Origin of the sequence: Pseudonocardia sp. P1, assembly GCF_000178675.2 — a bacterium.
GTDB lineage: Bacteria > Actinomycetota > Actinomycetes > Mycobacteriales > Pseudonocardiaceae > Pseudonocardia.
In genome coordinates this window covers 2,218,947-2,238,379 of sequence record NZ_ADUJ02000001.1, presented here as the reverse complement: position 1 = coordinate 2,238,379, position 19,433 = coordinate 2,218,947, and the positions used below count along the sequence as shown (strand labels likewise).

Below are 19,433 nucleotides of genomic sequence, written 5' to 3'. Positions count from 1 at the left end.
GACGGGCGCCTCAGCGGTTCCGGCGGAGTCCCGCCAGCCCGGTCCAGGCGACCTCCATGAGGTAGTCGGTGGCCTGCTCGGCGGTGACGCGCTCGTCCTGCCCGCGCCAGACGGCGAGCCGCTCCCCGGCCCCGACGATCACCTGCGCCCAGCCGGTGAGCCGTTCCGGCTCGGTGCCCGGCACCTGGGCGGCGAGCAGCCCGGCGATGAAGTCGGTCTGCTGGGCGCGGATCTCCTCCAGCGCGTCGTCGGCCACCCCTGCCTCGGAGCAGAACAGCTGCCAGGCCGGCGCCCTGCGGTCCAGGTAGGTGAAGAACGCCAGCGTGCCGCCGCGCAGCATCGATTCCGGGTCGTGCGCGGCGCCCGCGGCCTCCGCGACGACCTCGAGCAGCTCGGCCCGTGCCCGCGCGATCGCGGCGAGCAGCAGGCCCTCCTTGGAGCCGAAGTGCGCGTAGAGCACCGGCTTGGTGACACCGACGCGCTCGGCGACGGCCTCCATCGACGTGTTCGCGTAGCCGCGCTCGCCGAACACGGCGACGGCGGCGTCGACGATCTGGCGCTCCCGCTCGGCCCGGGGCACGCGGCGCCGGGGTCCCGGAACGGTCTGCGTGGTCACGGCGGGGACCCTACCCGCAGTAAGTTACCCGTGGTAGGTTACCGCCGGTAACAGTGATGTGAGCCGACGTGATCCGGAGGGGACGCATGTCCGAGCAGGTCGACACGCTGATCGTCGGGAGCGGATTCGCCGGGCTGGGTGCCGCCATCCGGCTGGACGGGGCCGGGCGCCGCGACTGGCTGATGCTGGAGAAGGCGGAGACCCTCGGCGGCACCTGGCGGGACAACGTCTACCCGGGCTGCGCCTGCGACGTGGAGTCGCACCTCTACTCGTTCTCGTTCTTCCCGAACGACGACTGGAGCCGCACCTTCGCCCGGCAGGCCGAGATCCGCGCCTACCTGGAGGACGTGGCCGACCACTACCGGCTGCGCGACCGGATCCGGTTCGGCGCGCACGTCACCGGTGCCGAGTGGGACGGCGCCGCCTGGGACGTCACGCTCGCCGACGGCACGCTGCTGCGGGCGCGCTACGTCGTGTTCGGCACCGGCGCCCTGCACGAGCCGTCGGTCCCCGAGATCGAGGGCCTGGAGGAGTTCGCCGGCACCGCGTTCCACTCGGCCCAGTGGGACCACGGCACCGACCTGCGCGGCAAGCGCGTCGCCGTGATCGGCACCGGCGCCTCGGCGATCCAGTTCGTCCCGGCGATCGCCCCGGAGACCGAGCACCTCACGCTGTTCCAGCGGACCGCACCGTGGGTGCTGCCCAAGCCCGACAAGCCGATCCGGGAGCGCACCCGGCGCGCGTTCCGCCGGGTGCCCGGGCTGCGGCGAGCCTACCGGACGGCGCTGTACTGGCGGCACGAGGCGATGGTCGTCGGCTTCATGCACCCGCGGATCATGAAGCTCGCCGAGCGCGCGGCGCGGCTGTACCTGCGGCGGACCTTCGCGGGCGACCCGGAGCTGCGCCGGAAGGTCACCCCGGACTTCACGATGGGCTGCAAGCGCGTCCTGATGAGCAACGACTACTACCCGGCACTGCGCCGCGACGACGTCTCCGTCGAGACCACCGGCATCGACCGGATCACCGCGCGCGGCGTCGTCACCACCGACGGCGTCGAGCACCCGTGCGACGTCATCGTGTTCGGCACCGGGTTCCGGGTCGGCGACGGCATGAGCCGGATGGCGATCACCGGCCGCGACGGCGTCAAGCTCGCCGACGCCTGGCGGGACGGCCCGCAGGCGCTGCACGGCACGACGGTCTCCGGGTTCCCCAACCTGTTCGCCGTCGTCGGGCCGAACACCGGGCTGGGGCACAGCTCGATGGTGCTGATGATCGAGTCGCAGCTGAACTACGTCCTCGACGCGATGGAGCTGGTCGACCGCAACCGCGTCGTCGCGATCGACACCCGCGCCGAGGTGCAGGACGCGCACAACGCCGACCTGCAGGACCGTCTGGGCGCGGCCGTCTGGGGCTCCGGCGGGTGCGCGTCCTGGTACCTCGACGAGCACGGCCGCAACCGCACGCTGTGGCCCGGCTACACCTTCACCTTCCGGAACCGGACCCGCCGGGCCGACCCGGCCGCGCACGAGCTCGTCGCCTAGCTTGGGCGGGGTGGACGACCCCGTCTGGACCTACGCGCTGCCCATGACCACCCGGTTCCGCGGGATCACGGTCCGGGAGGGGCTGCTGCTGCGGGGGCCTGCGGGCTGGGGCGAGTTCTGCCCCTTCGCCGAGTACGACGACCGCGAGGCCGTCGCCTGGCTGGCCGCGGCCCGGGAGGCGGCCCACGAGGGCTGGCCGGAGCCGGTGCGCGACCGGATCCCCGTCAACGCGACCGTGCCCGCCGTCGGCCCCGACCACGCGCAGCGGATCGTGCGGGCCTCCGGCGCCACCACGGCGAAGGTCAAGGTCGCCGAGAAGGGCCGGCCGGCGGCGGAGGACGAGGAGCGGGTCGCCGCCGTGCGGGACGCGCTCGGCCCGTCCGGCCTGGTCCGGGTCGACGCGAACACGGCGTGGACGGTCGACGAGGCGGTCGCCGCGATCGCCCGGCTGGAGAGGGCCGCGGGCGGGCTGGAGTACGTCGAGCAGCCCTGCGCCTCGGTGGAGGAGCTCGCCGCGGTGCGGCGCGCCGTGGACGTGCCGGTGGCCGCCGACGAGTCGATCCGCCGCGCGGAGGACCCGATGCGGGTGGTGCGTGCCGAGGCGGCCGACGTCGTCGTCCTCAAGGTGTCGCCGCTCGGCGGGGTGCGGCGGGCGCTGCGGATCGCGCAGGAGTGCGGGCTCCCGGTCGTCGTGTCGTCGGCCGTCGAGTCCGGGGTCGGGCTGGCCGCCGGGCTCGCGCTGGCCGGGGCGCTGCCCGAGCTGCACCACGCCTGCGGGCTCGGGACGGCGTCGCTGCTGGCCGCCGACGTCGTCGCCGAGCCCTACCTCCCGGACGGCGGGTTCCTCCCGGTGCCGCGCCGGGCCCCGGAGCCGGTGCACCGGGACGCGGCCGCGGCGCCGCCGGACCGCGACGCGTGGTGGCGGGCCCGGTACGACCGCGTCGCGGCGCTCAGTACTGGTTGACCTTCGCGTCCCGGCGCAGCGCGACGTCGATCGCCTTCGCCGGGCCTGGGATGCGGTACTGCCCCTTCACCAGCTTCCCGGCGGTGGGCACCTCGCCCTTCGCGGGCCACGTCGAGGAGTCCCACAGCGACGACCGCAGGAACGCCTTCGCGCAGTGCAGGAACAGCTCGTCGATCTCGACGACGATCGCCACGTCGGGCGTGGACCCCTTGACCTCGAGCCGGTCGGCGAAGTCGGGCTCGTGCACGATCCGGGCGCGGCCGTTGATCCGCACCGTGTCGTTGGACCCCGGCACGACGACGATCATCCCGACCCGCGGGTCGTGCAGGATGTTGCGCAGCGAGTCCAGCTTCCGGTTCCCCTTGCGGTCGGCGAAGGCCACCGTGCGCTCGTCGAGCACCAGGATGCAGCCGGCGGGGTCGCCCCGCGGCGAGACGTCGACGCCGTCCGGTCCGGTCGTCGCGAGCAGGAAGAACGGCGACGCCGCCAGGAAGTCCGCCGTCACCGGGTCGACCCGGTCGCGGGCCTTGTCCCGGATCGCGGCGCTCGTCTCGCCGATGACCTCGCGCAGCCGCGCCTCGTCGGTGATCTCGTCCATGTGCTCCCCCCAAGGTCTTAGGACACCCTAACCGTGAAGGGGCTTCACGGAAACGGCGCCCGGCTCACACCACGGCGGACAGTGCGAGCAGGAGCAGGAAGGAGACGACCGAGGAGATCGACGGGCCGAGCGTGTACGTCTTCAGCGCACCCCGGACGGACAGGTCGAACACCGACTTGAACAGCCAGAAGCCGTTCGCGTTCGGCAGGCCGCCGAACAGCGCCCCGGACAGCGCGGCGAGTCCGATGAGGACGGCCTCGCCGGGGCCCGCCGCCTGGGCGACGGGGGCGACGATCCCGACCGCGGTCAGCGCGCCGAGCGTGATGGACCCGACCGCCGCGTGCAGGACCGCGGCGATGATCCAGGTGAGGACGATCGGGGAGCCGAACCCCGAGCTGAACAGGCCCGACAGGTAGTCGCCCGCGTCCGTCCCGCCGACCAGCGCCGCGAAGCTGCCGCCGACGCCGGTCAGGACCAGGATCGACCCGCTGGTCCGCATGCCGCGGCGGACCGCCTCGTCCAGCTCCTCGGTGGCCAGCACCCGGCGGGCGACGACGTAGGCCACGCAGACGCCGGTGAACAGGGCGGTGCTGACGTCGCCGAGGACGTCGACGACCGTGCCCTGCACGCCCGCCGTGGTGAGACCCGCCCCGGCCAGGATCATCACGACGGTGACCAGCAGCGGGGCGGCGAACAGCCACAGTGGACCGTCGGGGAGCCGTGCCGGGGCGTCCGCACCGGTCGTGCCGACCGCCGCCCGGCCCGCCGGCTCCGGGGCGACGCCGTCGCCGTCGGGCGCGCGCGACCCACCGTCGTCGACGGGACCGGAGCCGGTGTCCGGCCGCGGCGCGGAGGCGCCGTCGCCGGGGTCCCCGTCGGGGAAGAGCTGGTCGCGCGCGGCGTTCCAGAGCCCGTAGCGGATCAGTGCGCTGTAGACGGCGACGGTGACGACGATCGTGAGCACGCCGACCGGCAACGCGTAGAGCAGCGCCTGCCCGACCGGGATGCCGAGCACGCCGATCACCGCCATCAGTGCGGTCCCGGGGACGACGAACGTGAGCCCGGCGGTGATGCCGATGATCGCCGTCCCGGAGAGCAGGCCGTGCCCGTCGCGGCCGAGCCGCGGCGACGCGTGCCGGGTCAGCGGACCGGCCAGCACGATGAGGACGTCCGCGAACACCGAGGCCAGCACGACGCCGAGGGACAATCCGTAGGCGTAGGGCACGCCGCCCCGCCCGAACGTCCGCAGCATCGCCTCGGCGATGCGTTGCGGCACACCGAGTGCCTGGACGAGCGAGCCCAGCAGGACACCGAACGCGATCAGGAGCCCGATCTCGCCCATCACCGAGCCGAAGCCCTCGGCGACGGCCGTGCTGGTCCCCTCGACCCCCTGACCGGTCGCGAGTCCGAGGTACGCCGCGCCGAGCACGAGCGCGATCACCGGCTCGACCCGGAGGAGGACGATCGTGCCGACGATGCCGGCGACCGCGATCGCTATGTGCAGGATCGCCATTGATCCGATCACACCGTTCTCGCTTTCTCTGCGGTTCAGCCGGCCTGCCGGCTCCGGTCGGGGAAGTCGCCCGCGGCGAGCAGCGCCGAGGGCAGCGGTCGTTCGAGCACGGTCTCCAGCCAGCGGGCGCAGTCCCGGAGCAGCTCCAGGTCGTGGCCCACGTCGATCCCGCTGCGCCGCAGGGCGTAGACGAGGTCCTCGGTCGCGACGTTCCCGGTCGCGGCGGGCGCGAACGGGCACCCGCCCGCGCCGCCGATGCTGCTGTCGAGCACGGTCACCCCGGCCTCGACGGCGGCGAGCGCGTTGGCGACGGCGGTGTTGCGGGTGTCGTGCAGGTGGATCCGCAGCGGGGTGCCGGGGGCGGCCTCGCGGGCCAGCGCGACGCGCTCGTGCACGTCCCGCGGGACGGCGACGCCGATGGTGTCGGCCAGCGCGATCTCCGCCGGTCCCGCGTCCGCGACCGCGGCGAGGCACGCGCGTAGCCGGTCGAGCGGGACCTCGCCCTCGAAGGGGCATCCGAACGACGCGCCGAGGGTCACCGTCACCGGGACGCCCGCGGCGCGCGCCCGCGGCACCAGCTGGGCGACCAGTGCCAGGGCGCCGGCGGTGTCCGTGTTCTGGTTCCGGCGGCTGAACGTGTCGGTCACGACGGCGACGACGTCGATCTCGTCGACCCCGCAGGCGAGCGCGCGGTCGAGCCCGCGGTCGTTCATGACCAACCCCGCGTACCGCACGCCCGGGCGGCGGGGGACCTGCGCCATCAGCTCCTCGGCGCCGGCCATCGCCGGGACCCGCGCCGGGTTCGCGAAGCTGACCGCCTCGATCCGCCGCGCGCCGGCGTCGACGCAGCGGGCGACGAGCTCGAGCTTCTGCGGCACCGTCAGGTGGACGGCCTCGTTCTGCAGGCCGTCGCGGGGCGCGACCTCGACGAGCGTGATCCCGTGATCCGCGCCCATCTCAGACGACCCCCCGCGCGCGGAGCTCCGCGATCCGGGCGTCGTCCAGGCCGAGGACCGACGACAGGACGGCGTCGGTGTGCTCGCCCAGCTCCGGGCCGAGGCTCCCGACCCGGCCGGGGGTACCGGACAGCTGCGGCACGACGTTCTGCATCGGGAACGGGCCGAGCGCGGGATGGGTGAGCCGGACGATCGCCTGCCGGGCGGCGAAGTGCGGGTCGCGGAGCATGTCCTCCGAGCGGTAGGCGAGCCCGGCCGGGACGCCCGCGTCGTGCAGCGCGTCGAGCAGCGCCGCGCTGTCCCGGGTCGCCGTGATCGCCCCGATCAGGGCGTCGAGCTCCGCGCCGTGCTCGCCGCGCGCGCCGTGGGTGGCGAACCGGTCGTCGTCGAGCCAGTCCTCGCGGCCGAGCACCGAGGCCAGCCTGCGGAAGACGGTGTCGCGGTTCCCCGCGATGAGCACCTCGGCGCCGTCCCGGGTGGGGTAGACGTTGCTGGGTGCGACGCCCGGCAGGGTGCTCCCGCTGCGTTCCCGCTGGAAACCGGCCAGCTCCCACTCCGGGAGCGATGCCTCCATCAGCGCGAGCACGGCCTCGTAGATCGCCGAGTCCACGACCTGGCCGACGCCCGTGCGCTGCCGGCCGACCACGGCCATCACGGTGCCCAGCGCGGCGAACGTCCCCGCGAGCGAGTCGCCGAGGGAGACGCCGATCCGGCCCGTCGGGCGTCCGGGCTCGCCGGTGAGGTGGCGGATGCCGCCCATCGCCTCGCCGATCACGCCGAACCCGGCACGCTGGGCGTACGGCCCGGTCTGCCCGTAGCCGGTCACCCGGGTCATGATGATCCCCGGGTTGGTCCGGCTCAGGTCCTCGTAGCCGCAGCCCCAGCGCTCCATCGTGCCGGGGCGGAAGTTCTCCACCACCACGTCGGCGCGCTCCGCGAGGCCGCGGAGGATCTCCTGTCCCTCGGGGCTCCGCAGGTTGCAGGTCACGGACTTCTTGTTGCGGGCGATGATCGGCCAGGACAGCGAGTGGCCGGACGGCCGGCAGCTGCCCCACTGGCGCATGGGGTCGCCCGCGCCCGGGTCCTCGATCTTGATGATCTCGGCGCCGAAGTCGCCGAGCAGCTGGGCACAGAACGGGCCCGCGATGAGCGAGCCGGTCTCCACCACCCGGAGGCCGGCGAGCGGCCCGTCGGTCGTGGTGCCGGCAGCGGCGCTGCCGGGGGTCGTCGACGTCGTCGTCATGGGGCTCGCCGGTCTCCTCCGCGTCGAGGCAGATCGCGTGGTGTACGCCACGTCAGACTGCAAGTTGTACACATGATTCGTCAAGAGTTCGTTCTTTCCTGGGGATTACTTCCCGGAACGGCATTGATTGTGTACATTCGGCCGCCGGGACGTGCCCGTGCACGACCGCTTAGGCTGCGGTCGGGGCCGGGACGCCGGCCGTGCCGCGACTCCGGCGGAGGTGAGGGCGAGCCCATGGCGACGGGAGCGGAACGCGCCTACGAGGCCGTCCGTGCGGCGATCCTGGAGGGGGAGTTCCGGCCGGGCGACAAGCTCGCCGAATCCTCGCTGGCGCAACGGCTCGACCTCAGCCGGACCCCGGTCCGGGAGGCGCTGCGCAGGCTGAGCCTGGACGGGCTGGTCGAGATCGAGGCCAACCGCGGCGCGCGGGTCATCCGGTGGGACGCCGACGACCTCGGCGAGGTCTTCGCGCTGCGTGCGGTCCTGGAGAGCCACGCCGCGGGCCGGGCCGCCGAGCTCCGGACCGACGAGCAGCTCGCCCGGATCGAACGGGCCCTCACCGCGATGGACGCCCTCGGGGACCGGACCGACCCGGAGGCGATCGAGCGGCGAAGCGTGCACAACGCGGAGCTGCACGACGGGATCGTCGAGGCCGCCCGCAGTCCCCGGCTCCCGCAGCTCCTGCAGCAGCTCGTGAGCGTCAACGCGATCGCCCGGAACTTCGGCCAGTACTCGCCCGCCGAGCTGGAACGCAGCCAGCGCCAGCACCACGACATCGTCTCGGCCATCCGGCGGCGCAACGCCGAGCTGGCGCGGGCCGCGATGACCACGCACCTGCTCAGCTCCTCCGAGGTGCTGGCCGACCTGCCGGAGGACGGCGGATGAGCGCGCCGCGGGTGGTCGTCGTCGGGGCCGGGATCGCCGGGGTGACCTGTGCGGGGGAGCTGGCGGCACGCGGCGCCGACGTGACCGTGCTCGAACGGGCCCGCGGAGCCGGGGGACGGCTCGCGGTGCACCGGCACGACGGCCGGCCCGCCGACATCGGGGCCGCCTACCTCACGGTGTCCGACGACGCGTTCGCCGACCGGGTGGACCGCTGGCGCCGTGACGGCCTGCTCCGCGAGTGGACCGACACCCTCGCCGTGTTCGACGGCGGCACCCGCGCCGCCGACGCCCCCGGCCCGATGCGGTGGGCGGCACCCGGTGGGCTGCGGTCGCTCGTCGCCGACGCCGCGCGCGACCTGACCGTCCACACCGGACGTCTCGTCACGGCCGTGCGGCCGGGACCGGACGGGAGACCGCTGGTCGACGGCGAGCCCTGCGACGCCGTCGTGCTCGCGATGCCGGACCCGCAGGCCGCCCGGCTGCTCGATCCGGGAACCCCGGCCGGCGCCGCCGTCGCGGGACGAAAGTGGAACCCGGTGCTCGCGCTGACCCTCGGCTTCGCCCACCACGACTGGCCCGCGCTGCCCGCCGCGTTCGTGAACGAGCACCCGGTCCTGTCGCTCGTCGCCGACGACGGCGACCGCCGCGGCGACGACGCCCCCGTCCTGGTCGCGCACTCCACCGGCGACGTCGCCCGCCGCCACGACGCCGATCCCGCCGCCGCGGTCCCCGCCATGACGGCCGCGGTGCGGGAGCTGCTCGGGATCGGCCCGGGTCCGGAGTGGACCCACGTGCACCGCTGGCGGTACGCGGCCCCAGCGGACCAGCGCTCCACGGCCTTCCACCTCGACGACGAGAACATCGCCCTCGCCGGCGACGGCTGGGGACGATCCCGGGTCCAGACGGCCTGGCTCTCCGGCCGGACCCTCGGCCACGCCCTGGCCACCCGCCTCGCCCTCTGACCGCCCGGCTGGTCCGCCGCCGCAGCGGTTCTGCCGCAACCGCACAGACCCGGCGGCGGCCGTGTACCGGATCGCGCAGTCTCGACCTGCCGGCCCCCGGCCACTCCGGAGGACTCGTCCGTGCCGCCAAGGTCGTGCGGCGGCACAGCTCCTTCGTCCCGTTCGGGCGCCACCGCTGCGGGCAAGGCTCCGCCGCCGCCCAGGTCGTGCTGCCGCCCAGCCCTTCGTCCCGTACAGGTCCTGCCGCTAGGGGGAAGGTGCCCCCGCCGCACAGGTTCTGTCCCAGCCGCACAGGCTCGGCCGGAGCCGCACACCTACTTGTGCTCCCGCACGGTCCATGTCTCGTGCGGGAGCCACGGAACCTGTGCGGTCGTGGAGGGAGCTCGGCCGCCGCACAGGTTCTGTCTCAGCCGCACAGGCTCGTTGTCGGTTGCACGGATCTGGTGTCGGCCGCGAAGGTCCTGCTCCTCGCGCGGGCCCCCTTCTCCGCACCCGAGCCCTGCAACCGCACAGGTTGCGCAGCAGCCGCGCACATTGCGGTGCTCTCGCACGGTTCGTGTCTCGTGCGGGAGCGGTGAGACCTGTGCGGTTGCGGCGGGAGGTGTGCGGGAGCGGCGCGCGGCCGTTGCGGAACCTGTGCGGCTGTGGCGGGAGCGGCGCGCGGATGTGCGGAGAGCCCATGCGGGCGCGGTACCAGCCGGTGCGGTTACGGGGGGCATGTGCGGGAGGGTCACGAGCTGTGCGTGAGCGACAGAGCGTGCGCGGTTGCCGGAGGAGCTGCGCGGGTGCCGCTGACTGTGCGGCACCCCCCGCCGAGATGCAGCTCAGCGCTGTCCGCGACACCCCGCCACGACGCTGAGCTGCATCTCGGCGCCCCGTGCCCCGTGCCCCGTGCCCCGTGCCCCGTGCCTCGCGCCCCGCGCCCCGCGGGGTGCGGCGGTGCGACGGGGGAGCGGATCAGGGTGCGGGGGCGGGTTCCCGGGAGAACCGGCGCGACCCCGGGGCCAGCATCGCCAGGGCCGGTCCGAGCAGGCACATGATCGCGCACACCAGCAGCACCGGCCGCAGCCCGAACGCCTGGATCGCCGGCGCGATCAGGGCGAGCCCGAGCGGGGCCAGGCCGTAGGACAGCAGGAAGTCCAGCGACGACACCCGGGCCAGCTTCGACGGCTCGACCTCGCGCTGCACCGCGGTGAACCACGGGACGTTGAACAGCTCGATCCCGATCCCGCACACCACGTAGGCGCCGACCACGACCCACACAGGCAGCGGGGTCAGCAGCGACAGCGGCGCGACGGCGTAGACCGCGAGCCCGGCGAGCGCGACCCGGCCGCGAGCCACCGGCCGCCACCGCGCGACGATCACCGCGCCGACCAGCGCACCCGCCGTGTAGCCGGTGAGCGCCGCGGCCAGGACCGCGGATCCGCCGTAGCTCTCGGTGCTGACCAGCGGCAACGCCACCCCGGTCGCGGAGTAGCCGGTCGCGATCACGGCGGTCAGCGCGCCGAGCCCGGCGAGGAACCAGGGGTGCCGGCGTGCCTCGGTGAGGCCTTCGGCGAACTCGGCGACGAACCCGGCGCGGGGCCCGGCGGGCACCGGCCGGTGCGTCCCCGGCCCGGGGACGGCGGCCGCGACGACCCACAGCGCGGTGACGCCCAGGGTGACCCCGGCGACCGGGAGGACGGTCGCGACCAGCGCGGTCAGGGCCGGTGCGACCAGGGTGGTGCCGCGCACGGCGAACGTCATCGCGGCGTTCGCCTCCTGCCGCCGGTCTCCGTCGACGATCTCGGCGACCAGCGCCTGGAACGCCGGCCGGCAGGCCCCCTGCCCGACGCCGGCCAGCGCGCACCCGGCGAGCAGCAGCGCGAGCCCGCCTGCGCCGGTCAGGGCGAGCGCGGTGGCCGCGGACCCGGCGGCGGCGAGCGCGCCGGACCAGGCGACCGTCGTCCGGCGGGAGTAGCGGTCGGCGAGCACACCGCCGGCCGGCATCGCGGCGAGGAACCCGGCCGTCCGCACCCCGAGGGCCAGCCCGAGCTCGACGGCGGTCAGCGCCCCCTGGACGACGCCGAGGCCGAGCACGAACGGCAGCGCCCAGGTGGCGAGGCCGGACGCCGTCGTCCCGGTCCACAGCCGGAGGAACGCGACGTCGCGCAGGACGGTCCGCGCGCCCGTCACCGGCGGAACTCCCGCAGGTAGGCGCCGAAGCGCTCCAGGCCGTCGATGTTGCGGGGGCCGCTGATGCCCTCGTTGTAGTCGAGCACGAAGAAGTTCCGCTCCGCGATCGCAGGGACGCTGCGCAGCTGCGGCAGCGAGGTCAGGTAGTCGATCTTCTGCTCGGCGCTCTGGTCGCCGTAGTCGAGGATCATGATGATCTCCGGCTGCCGCTCGACGACGGTCTCCCATCCGACGTCGGTCCAGCGGGCGTCGACGTCGTCGAGGACGTTACGGCCACCGGCGAGGGAGATGATGTCGTTCGGCGGCACCTGGTTGCCCGCGGTGTTCGGGCGGTCGGTGCCCGAGTCGTAGAGGAACACCGACGGCGGCGGGTCCTGCCGCGGCGCGGCCGCGGTGACGGCGTCGACCCTGGCCTGCATCCCGGCGACGACGTCGTCGGCCCGCTCGGGCACCCGGAAGATCGCGCCGAGCCGGCGCATGTCCTCGTAGAGGCCCTCCAGCGGCGTGACCCGCTCGGGGAAGCCGGGGTAGTTCCAGCAGGTCTCGGTGTGCATGAAGCTCTGGATGCCGAGCCGGTCGAGCAGCTCCGGGGTGATGCCGCGCTCGTCGGAGAACCCGGACCGCCAGCCCGCGACGACGAGATCGGCGCCCGCGTCGACGACGAGCTCGCGGTTGAGCAGGTCGGTGGAGAGCTCCTCGGTGGCGGCGTAGTCGGCGGCCCAGGGGGACTCGGAGACGGGCGGGTTCGCCGGCGGCATGACGTAGCCGCGCACCTTCTCGCCCAGCCCGAGCGCGAACAGCTTGTCGGCGCTCCCTGCCTCGTAGGCGACGGCGCGCTCGGGGGCGCGGTACTCCACCGGCTGCCCGCAGCGGGGGACCGTGGCGGTCTCCGCCGTCGACCGCTCGACCTGCGCGCCGCAGGCGGTGGCGGCGAGCAGGGTGGCGAGCAGCAGGGGTACGGCGCGGGTCGTGCGCACTCAGATCTCCTCGGTGTCGGGACGGACCGGGTCGCCCGGCAGGGCGTAGAGCAGCCGGGTCCCACCGGTGACGGGATGGGTGACGACGTCGGCGCGCACGCCGAACACGTCGGCCACGAGCGCGGGGGTGAGCACGTCGGCGGGGGCGCCGGAGGCGACGAGGCGCCCCTCGGACAGCACGCCGATCCGGTCGCACACCGCGGCCGCGAGGTTCAGGTCGTGCAGCACGACCAGCACCGTCGTGCCGATCTCGCGCAGCAGGGCGAGCAGGCCCAGCTGGTAGGAGATGTCGAGGTGGTTGGTCGGCTCGTCGAGCACCAGAACCTCGGGCGTCTGGGCCAGCGCGCGGGCGGCGAGCACCCGCTGGCGCTCGCCGCCGGACAGCGTCAGGACGCCGCGGTCGGCCAGGTGGGTGACGCCGACGCGGTCCATCGCCTCGCGGCAGATCCGGAGGTCGCCGGGTCCGGGCCCACGGTGCCCGGCCAGGTGCGGTGTCCGGCCGAGCGCGACGAGCTCGGCGACGGTGAAGTCCAGGTCGGACGCGTGGTCCTGGGTCATCGCGGCGACCCGGCGTGCGCTCTCGCGCAGCGAGCCGGTGGTGAGGTCCTCGCCGTCGAGCAGGACGGTCCCGCGCAGCGGCCGCAGCGTCCGGTAGACGCAGCGCAGCGCGGTGGACTTGCCGCTGCCGTTCGGGCCGACCAGCCCGACCACGGAGCCGGACGCGACGTCGAGGGACAGCTCCCGGACGATCTCGCGGCCACCGGCGGCGACGGTGATCCCGGACAGCGACAGGCCGGACATCTACACGCCCCCGAACACGTAGCCGCGGCGGCGCAGCAGCACGACGAACACCGGGACGCCGACGAGCGCGGTCACCACGCCGAGCGGCAGCTCCCGGGGGGCGACGACGGTGCGCGAGAGCAGGTCGACCCAGACCGCCAGCACCGCGCCGACCAGCGGCGCCAGCACCAGGACCCGGGCGTGCACGGCGCCGGTGACCATCCGCACCAGGTGCGGCACGATCAGCCCGACGAACCCGATGGCCCCGCTGACCGCGACCATCGCCCCGGTCATGACCGACGTCAGCACGAACAGCTCGCGGCGCAGCCGGCCGGTGTCCACACCGGAGCTCGCGGCGGTCTCGTCGCCGAGGGCGAGCACGTCCATGTCCCGCGCCCGCAGCCGCAGCAGCACGATCCCGGCGAGCACCACGACGACGACCAGCGGCAGCGAGCCCCAGGTGGCGGCGCCGAACCCGCCGAGGGTCCAGTAGAGGACGGTCGCGGTCGCCTCGCCCTGCGGGACCAGGTAGATCAGCAACGCCATCGTGGCCTGGAACGCGTACGCCATCGCCACGCCGGTCAGGACCAGGCGCAGCGGGCTCGTCCCGCCGGGGCCCCGGCGCCGGGCGGCCAGGTGCACCAGCAGCGCGGCGACCAGCGCACCGGCGAACGCGCCGACCGACAGCGCGTAGATGCCCGCGACGGCCAGCGCCCCGGTGACCAGCACCGAGACCGCGCCGACGGCGGCACCGGAGGAGATCCCGAGGACGAACGGGTCGGCCAGGGGGTTGCGGACGAGCGCCTGCACCCCGGCCCCGACCGCGGACAGCCCCGCCCCGACGACGGCGGCGAGCAGCACCCGGGGCGTGCGCAGCTGCCAGACGATCTCGTAGGTCGCGACCTCGTCGAGCCGGATCGTGCCGCCGGTGAAGGCGGCGCCGAGGTAGCGCAGCGTGTCGGCGGGGGAGACGGGGGCGGGGCCGAGCCCGATCGCGAGGACGACCGACACGACCAGGGCCACGGCGAGACCGACTGTGCATCTGATGAACATGATTGTCGTATGTAGTAACACTCGAGCGAGCGATCCGCCAGCGTCCGGACCGAGTCGTGATGCACGCCGCGTCACCGTTGTCCGGTCAGGTCTCGAAATGGTATCCGTTTTCATTATGACGCAGAGTGTTCCCGTGACGCCGCAGGAGCTGCCGGCACCGCTGCCGGCCGAGACCGTGTCGGCCCTCAACCGGCCCGACGGCACCCTCCACACCACCCGCACCCGGCACTGGAACGGCTGGGACCTCGAGGTCCCGCCCGGCGTGTTCCGGCCCGGCCTGACCAGCGAGATGATCGCCGACCGGGTGCTCTCCGGGGAGATCGAGACCCGCGGTCGCCGCTACCTCGCCATGGGCTGCGGCCTGGGGCTGGAGGTGATCGCCGCGGGGGTGCGCGGGGCCGCGCACACCTACGCCGTCGACGTCCACCCGGCGAGTGTGGAGACCGCCGTCGGCCACCTCGACCGTCTGGCCGGCGGTGCCGCGCGCACCGGGATCGTCGCCGACCTGCTCGACGGCGTCCCGGACTCCACGGTCGTCGACGTGGTGACGTTCAACCCGCCCGCGGTGAGCGTCCGGGTCGACGACGACCCCGACGTCGTCCGCAACGTCTGCGAGGGCGCCCCGTTGCTGGAACGGTTCTTCGCCCAGCTGGCGGAGCGCGACGTGCTCGCCCCGGACGGGGAGGTGTTCGTGATCGCCTCCAACACCGCCGACCTGCCTGCCCTGGTGGACAGTGCGCTGCGGCACGGTTTCGACGCCGGTCTGGCGCTGCGCCACGACTGGGGCGACGGTGTGATCACCCACCTGTTCCGCTTCACCCGTGCCGGAGGCGCCCGATGACCCGCACGGTGGACGACCTGGTCGCCGAGGTGCTCGCGGGCGGGCACGGCCCCGACCCGGCGGAACTGACCGCGACCAGCGTGTTCTGGGCGGGGCACGGCACCCGGCTGGCCGGGGGACCGGTGACCTACCGCAACCGCTACGTCCTGGTCCGATGCGGTGCCGCGTTCGGTGCGGCGTCGGCGCGGGACGGTGAGCTCGATCCGGTCGCCTGCCAGGACCTCTCCGGCAGCCCGCTGGCCGCGCTGCTCGGCGACGACGTGCCCGCCCCGGTCCGGACCGCCGCCCTCGACGCCTACCTCGCCGGGGTGCGGCCGTTCCGCGACGACCCGGGTGCGGAGCGGGTGGAGCTGCCCGCCGGGACGCCGGAGGAGCGTGCGGTGGCCCGCGACGCCGCCGTCGCCGGGCTGCTCGACGTGCCCGCCGGTGCCCGGGTCGCGCTGATCGGGGTGGTGAACCCGCTCGTCGCGGCCATCCGTGAGCGGGGCGCCGAGTGCCTGCCCTGCGACCTCGACCTGCGCACCACGCAGTGGGGCGACACGGTCTCCGACTCCGCCGACGAGGTGATCGGCTCCGCGGACGCCGTCGTCGCCACCGGGATGACCCTGGCGAACGGCACCTTCGACCCGATCGCCGCCCGATGTCGCGACCGCGGGATCCCGCTGACCGTCTACGCGCAGACCGGAGCCGCGGTGGCCAGAGCCTTCCTCGGCGACGGCGTGTCCGCGCTGTCCGCGGAGCCGTTCCCGTTCTCCCAGTTCAGCGCCGACACGACCGCGCTCTACCGGTACCGGGCGGCCTCGTGAGACCCGGCCGGGGGAGCGCACCGTGCCACCACGGCGAGCTGCTGCAGGGGTTCTTCCGGGACTCCTCCGGCGCGGCCCGGCCGGGGCTGGTCACGCTGCCGTCGCCGGTCGCGGGGGTGCGTGCGGAGTTCCGGCCGTCGGGCACCGGCACCGAGGTGACGGTGCGGCCCCCGGGCCGGGTGAAGGCCGCCCGCGCGGCCCGCCTCGCGCTCGACGCGGTGGCCGGCCCGGGGACCGGGGGCGGGCAGCTGACCCTGCACGGCGCCGTCCCGCCGGGACTGGGGCTGGGCTCGTCGACGGCGGACGTGGTCGCCTCGGTGCGTGCGGTCGCCGACGCCGCCGGCACCCGGATCGCGCCGCACACCCTGGCGCGCCTCGCCGTCGCGGCCGAGGCGGCCAGTGACCCGCTGATGTTCGACGACGCCCGGCCCCGCCTGTTCGCCCAGCGCGACGGCGACGTCCTCGAGGTCCTGCCCGGCGAGCTGCCGCGGCTGCTCGTGGTCGGCTGCCTGCTCGACGGCGGACGCCCGGTGGACACCCCCGCCGTGCGCCCGCCCGAGCCCCCGGCCCCGGTCGTCGGCACCTACGAGGAGCTGCGCGACGAGCTGCGCGCGGCGCTGGCCGCCGGCGACCCGGCCGGGATCGCACGGGTCGCGACCCGCAGCGCGCAGCTGCACCGCACCGACGGCGAGGTGGACCGGCTGCGGGCCGCGGTCGAGGGCCCCGGCGTGCTCGGGGTGCAGATCGCGCACAGCGGCAACGTGGCCGGGGTGCTGCTCGCCCCGGGAGACGGCGTCGCCGCGGACCGGGTGACGGCGGCGCTGCGCGCGGCCGGGCTGGTGCCGACCGGGCGGTTCACCGCCGGCGGGGGCGCGCACCTCCGGCCGGTCGCGGCGGCCGGGGGCACCCGGTGACCGGCGCGGTCGACACCCACGTCGCCGACGCCGTCGGACGCCCCGACCTGGTCCGGCTCGACGACGGGCTCGTCTGCCTGCGGTTCGAGACCATGAAGGTGCTCAGTGCCGACGCCGCGGTGCGGCGGCTGCTCGACACCGGCCGGATCGCGCCCGGTGACAGCGTCGTCGACAGCTCCAGCGGGATCTACGCCTACGCCCTCGCACTGGCCTGCCACCGGCACGGCCTGCACTGCCACATCGTCGGCTCCACCACCGTCGACGACGCCGCCCGGATCCAGCTGGAGCTGCTCGGCGCCACCCTCGAGCGGATGCCGCCCAGCGACGACCTGAAGCTCGACCAGAGCCGCCGGGTCGCGCGGATCCGGGAGCTGCTCGCGGCCGACCCCCGGCTGCACTGGATGCGCCAGTACCACGACGACGTCCACTACCTCGGCTACCGGCCGGTCGCGCAACGGCTGCGGGAGGCGCTCGGACCGGTGCCGCTGACCGTCGTCGGCGGGGTCGGGTCCGGGGCCTCCACCGGTGGCCTCGCCCGGTACCTGCGCGCCGGTGACCCGCCGGGGGGCCCGACCCGGCTCGTCGGGGTGCAGCCGTTCGGCAGCGTGACCTTCGGCAGCGAGCACGTCGCCGACCCGGACATCATCATCGCCGGGATCGGCAGCTCGATCCCGTTCGGCAACGTCGACCACCCCGCCTACGACGTCGTCCACTGGACCGGGTTCACCGCCGCCCTGTCCGGAGCGGTGGCGTTGCTCCGCGGGCACGCGGTGTTCGCGGGCCTGTCGGCGGGCGCGTCGTACCTCGCCGCGCGGTGGGAGCGCGCGCGGGACCCGGGTCGCACCGTCGTGCTGATCGCCGCCGACACCGGCCACCGCTACGTCGACGGCGTCTTCGCCCGGCACACCGAGGCGGTGCCGCTGGACACGCTCGCCCCGCACCCGGTGACGGGCACCGACGAGCTGGCGCTGCCGTGGTCCCGGATGGCGTGGGCGGGGGCGGAACCACCTGCGGACGCGGTGCACACACCGGTTCCACTGGCCCGGCGCCCCGGCGGCCGCCTACCGTCGCGGTCATGGTCGAGCGCGCATCCACCGACGGGGAGCTGACCGAGGGCACCCCGGTCGTCGTCGAGCCGGAGGGGCGGCCGTTCGGCGGGTCCACGGCACCGGCCGAGCTGGACCGGTCGGTGCCCGACGCCACCGGCCGTGCCCTGCTCGCCGAGCTGGCCGCCGTGCTCGACGCCGACCGGGTCCTCACCGATCCCGACACCGTCCGCCCCTACGTGCACGACGAGGCGGAGTGGGCCGAGTACGGCACCCCGCTGTGCGTCGTGCGGGCCCGGACCACGGCCGACGTCGCCGCCACCGTCGCCGCCTGCGCGCGGGCCCGGGTGCCGGTCGTCCCGCGCGGGGCCGGGACCGGGCTGTCCGGCGGCGCGAACGCGGTCGAGGGCTGCGTGCTGCTGTCGCTGGAGCGGATGACCGCGATCCGGGAGATCTCCGCCGGGGAGCGGCTCGCCGTCGTCGAACCGGGGGTGGTGAACGACGACCTGCGCGCCGCCTGCGCGGACCAGGGCCTCTGGTACCCGCCGGACCCGGCGTCGGCGCCCTGGTCGACGATCGGCGGCAACGTCGCCACCAACGCGGGCGGGCTGTGCTGCGTGAAGTACGGCGTGACCCGCGACTACGTGCTCGCGCTCGAGGTCGTCACCGCGACCGGTGAGATCGTGCGGGTCGGGCGGCGGACCGCGAAGGGTGTCGTCGGCTACGACCTGGCGGGCCTGCTCGTCGGGTCCGAGGGCACCCTCGGTGTGATCACCGAGATCACCGTGAAGCTGCGCCCGGCGCGCCCGTCCGCGCCGCGCACCGTCGTCGGGTTCTTCGACTCGCTCGCCGACTGCGGGGCCGCGGTCGCTGCCGTCACCGAGCAGGGATTGCAGCCCGCCGTGTTCGAGCTCGTCGACCGCGAGTGCCTGACCGCGGTCAACAACTGGCGCAACGCCGGACTGCCCGAGGACGCCGCCGCACTGCTGCTCGCCCAGACCGACCTGCCCGAACCGGCCGCCGAGGCCGAGGCGGACGCGATCCTGGCCGCGTTCGAGCGGCACGGCGCGACCGAGGCCATGGCCTCCACCGACGAGACCGAGGCCGAGGCGCTCTTCGCGGCCCGCCGCATGGCCTACCCGGCGCTGGAGCAGCTCGGGATGGGCATGCTCACCGAGGACGTCTGCGTCCCCCGCCCCCGGATGGCGGAGATGCTCGCCCGGATCGAGGAGATCGGCACCCGGCACCGGGTCCGCATCGCCACCGTCGCGCACGCCGGCGACGGCAACCTGCACCCGCTGATGCTCACCCCGCACGACGACCCGGGCGCGCGGGCCCGGACGAGGGCCGCGTTCGACGAGATCATCGCCGCCGCCGTCGAGGCCGGGGGGACGGTGACCGGTGAGCACGGGGTCGGCCTGCTCAAGCGCGACGGGATGGAGCGCGAGCTCGGCCCGGGCGCACTGGCCCTGCAGCGGGCGGTGAAGGTGGCCCTCGACCCGCACGGCATCCTCAACCCCGGCAAGGCCGTCTGACACGCCCGGTTCGCCCGGACGGCCCCGT

Annotated in this window: 18 protein-coding genes; 9 read left to right on the top strand and 9 right to left on the bottom strand. The window is 75.0% G+C overall.

Annotated elements, in window-relative coordinates:
* Positions 1–10 precede the first annotated feature (10 nt).
* Positions 11–616 (bottom strand): TetR/AcrR family transcriptional regulator, encoded by a 606-nt coding sequence (locus PP1_RS09830; protein ID WP_029239470.1) that lies wholly within the window; start codon positions 614–616, stop codon positions 11–13.
* A gap of 86 nt (positions 617–702) precedes the next feature.
* On the opposite strand from PP1_RS09830, the gene PP1_RS09825 reads away from it, so the two are divergent.
* The gene (locus tag PP1_RS09825) at positions 703–2,157 is read left to right on the top strand and encodes a flavin-containing monooxygenase (RefSeq protein WP_010228846.1); all 1,455 of its coding nucleotides are present in this window, start codon (positions 703–705) and stop codon (positions 2,155–2,157) included.
* Between the two features lie 10 nt (positions 2,158–2,167).
* Positions 2,168–3,121 (top strand): o-succinylbenzoate synthase, encoded by a 954-nt coding sequence (locus PP1_RS09820; RefSeq protein WP_010228848.1) that lies wholly within the window; start codon positions 2,168–2,170, stop codon positions 3,119–3,121.
* Here the strand turns inward: PP1_RS09820 and PP1_RS09815 are convergent.
* The 4 genes from PP1_RS09815 to PP1_RS09800 form a co-directional block, all read right to left on the bottom strand.
* Positions 3,108–3,719: an MSMEG_1061 family FMN-dependent PPOX-type flavoprotein gene (locus tag PP1_RS09815; RefSeq protein ID WP_010228850.1), complete on the bottom strand. Its 612-nt coding sequence runs from the start codon at positions 3,717–3,719 to the stop codon at positions 3,108–3,110. The two genes, PP1_RS09820 and PP1_RS09815, sit on opposite strands and share 14 nt — an antisense overlap.
* A 64-nt stretch (positions 3,720–3,783) precedes the next feature.
* The gene (locus PP1_RS09810; protein ID WP_010228852.1) at positions 3,784–5,232 is read right to left on the bottom strand and encodes a GntP family permease; all 1,449 of its coding nucleotides are present in this window, start codon (positions 5,230–5,232) and stop codon (positions 3,784–3,786) included.
* Between the two features lie 35 nt (positions 5,233–5,267).
* Entirely contained in the window at positions 5,268–6,188 is a 921-nt protein-coding gene (locus PP1_RS09805) for a hydroxymethylglutaryl-CoA lyase (protein ID WP_010228854.1), read from the bottom strand.
* Between the two features lies 1 nt (position 6,189).
* Entirely contained in the window at positions 6,190–7,431 is a 1,242-nt protein-coding gene (locus PP1_RS09800) for a CaiB/BaiF CoA transferase family protein (protein WP_010228856.1), read from the bottom strand.
* A 234-nt stretch (positions 7,432–7,665) separates the two neighbouring features.
* On the opposite strand from PP1_RS09800, the gene PP1_RS09795 reads away from it, so the two are divergent.
* Positions 7,666–8,316, top strand: coding sequence for a GntR family transcriptional regulator (locus tag PP1_RS09795; RefSeq protein ID WP_010228858.1), 651 nt, complete (start codon positions 7,666–7,668; stop codon positions 8,314–8,316).
* Positions 8,313–9,278 (top strand): NAD(P)/FAD-dependent oxidoreductase, encoded by a 966-nt coding sequence (locus PP1_RS09790; protein ID WP_010228861.1) that lies wholly within the window; start codon positions 8,313–8,315, stop codon positions 9,276–9,278. Before PP1_RS09795 ends, PP1_RS09790 begins: the two co-directional genes overlap by 4 nt.
* A 957-nt stretch (positions 9,279–10,235) precedes the next feature.
* Here PP1_RS09790 and PP1_RS09785 read toward each other — a convergent pair.
* Genes PP1_RS09785 through PP1_RS09770 form a run of 4 tightly spaced genes read right to left on the bottom strand, consistent with a single transcriptional unit; the run spans position 10,236 to position 14,263 of the window.
* Positions 10,236–11,453: an MFS transporter gene (locus PP1_RS09785; protein WP_010228863.1), complete on the bottom strand. Its 1,218-nt coding sequence runs from the start codon at positions 11,451–11,453 to the stop codon at positions 10,236–10,238.
* The gene (locus PP1_RS09780; RefSeq protein WP_010228864.1) at positions 11,450–12,430 is read right to left on the bottom strand and encodes an ABC transporter substrate-binding protein; all 981 of its coding nucleotides are present in this window, start codon (positions 12,428–12,430) and stop codon (positions 11,450–11,452) included. The genes PP1_RS09785 and PP1_RS09780 overlap by 4 nt, the downstream gene beginning before the upstream one ends.
* On the bottom strand, positions 12,431–13,231 hold the full coding sequence (locus PP1_RS09775) for an ABC transporter ATP-binding protein (RefSeq protein ID WP_010228866.1): 801 nt from the start codon (positions 13,229–13,231) through the stop codon (positions 12,431–12,433).
* Positions 13,232–14,263, bottom strand: a complete 1,032-nt coding sequence (locus tag PP1_RS09770; RefSeq protein WP_082399084.1) for a FecCD family ABC transporter permease — start codon at positions 14,261–14,263, stop codon at positions 13,232–13,234.
* 133 nt (positions 14,264–14,396) lie between these two features.
* On the opposite strand from PP1_RS09770, the gene PP1_RS09765 reads away from it, so the two are divergent.
* Genes PP1_RS09765 through PP1_RS09745 form a run of 5 tightly spaced genes read left to right on the top strand, consistent with a single transcriptional unit; the run spans position 14,397 to position 19,405 of the window.
* Positions 14,397–15,104 carry a methyltransferase gene (locus PP1_RS09765; RefSeq protein WP_010228874.1) on the top strand — a complete coding sequence of 236 codons (708 nt, stop codon included), beginning with the start codon at positions 14,397–14,399 and terminating at the stop codon, positions 15,102–15,104.
* A complete protein-coding gene (locus PP1_RS09760) occupies positions 15,101–15,910 on the top strand; it encodes a Rossmann-like domain-containing protein (RefSeq protein ID WP_010228876.1) in 810 nt (269 codons plus the stop codon). The genes PP1_RS09765 and PP1_RS09760 overlap by 4 nt, the downstream gene beginning before the upstream one ends.
* Positions 15,907–16,824, top strand: a complete 918-nt coding sequence (locus PP1_RS09755) for a GHMP family kinase ATP-binding protein (protein ID WP_075314031.1) — start codon at positions 15,907–15,909, stop codon at positions 16,822–16,824. Before PP1_RS09760 ends, PP1_RS09755 begins: the two co-directional genes overlap by 4 nt.
* Positions 16,821–17,933, top strand: coding sequence for a pyridoxal-phosphate dependent enzyme (locus PP1_RS09750; RefSeq protein ID WP_050802479.1), 1,113 nt, complete (start codon positions 16,821–16,823; stop codon positions 17,931–17,933). The genes PP1_RS09755 and PP1_RS09750 overlap by 4 nt, the downstream gene beginning before the upstream one ends.
* Complete coding sequence (locus PP1_RS09745) at positions 17,900–19,405, top strand: FAD-binding oxidoreductase (protein ID WP_010236464.1); 1,506 nt, start codon at positions 17,900–17,902, stop codon at positions 19,403–19,405. Before PP1_RS09750 ends, PP1_RS09745 begins: the two co-directional genes overlap by 34 nt.
* Positions 19,406–19,433: the final 28 nt, after the last annotated feature.

Coding starts and splice junctions, on each gene's coding strand:
- PP1_RS09825 (WP_010228846.1), top strand. CDS start 703: ATGTCCGAGCAGGTCGACACGCTGATCGTCGGGAGCGGATTCGCCGGG.
- PP1_RS09815 (WP_010228850.1), bottom strand. CDS start 3,719: ATGGACGAGATCACCGACGAGGCGCGGCTGCGCGAGGTCATCGGCGAG.
- PP1_RS09810 (WP_010228852.1), bottom strand. CDS start 5,232: ATGGCGATCCTGCACATAGCGATCGCGGTCGCCGGCATCGTCGGCACG.
- PP1_RS09805 (WP_010228854.1), bottom strand. CDS start 6,188: ATGGGCGCGGATCACGGGATCACGCTCGTCGAGGTCGCGCCCCGCGAC.
- PP1_RS09800 (WP_010228856.1), bottom strand. CDS start 7,431: ATGACGACGACGTCGACGACCCCCGGCAGCGCCGCTGCCGGCACCACG.
- PP1_RS09795 (WP_010228858.1), top strand. CDS start 7,666: ATGGCGACGGGAGCGGAACGCGCCTACGAGGCCGTCCGTGCGGCGATC.
- PP1_RS09790 (WP_010228861.1), top strand. CDS start 8,313: ATGAGCGCGCCGCGGGTGGTCGTCGTCGGGGCCGGGATCGCCGGGGTG.
- PP1_RS09775 (WP_010228866.1), bottom strand. CDS start 13,231: ATGTCCGGCCTGTCGCTGTCCGGGATCACCGTCGCCGCCGGTGGCCGC.
- PP1_RS09770 (WP_082399084.1), bottom strand. CDS start 14,263: ATGTTCATCAGATGCACAGTCGGTCTCGCCGTGGCCCTGGTCGTGTCG.
- PP1_RS09760 (WP_010228876.1), top strand. CDS start 15,101: ATGACCCGCACGGTGGACGACCTGGTCGCCGAGGTGCTCGCGGGCGGG.
- PP1_RS09745 (WP_010236464.1), top strand. CDS start 17,900: ATGGTCGAGCGCGCATCCACCGACGGGGAGCTGACCGAGGGCACCCCG.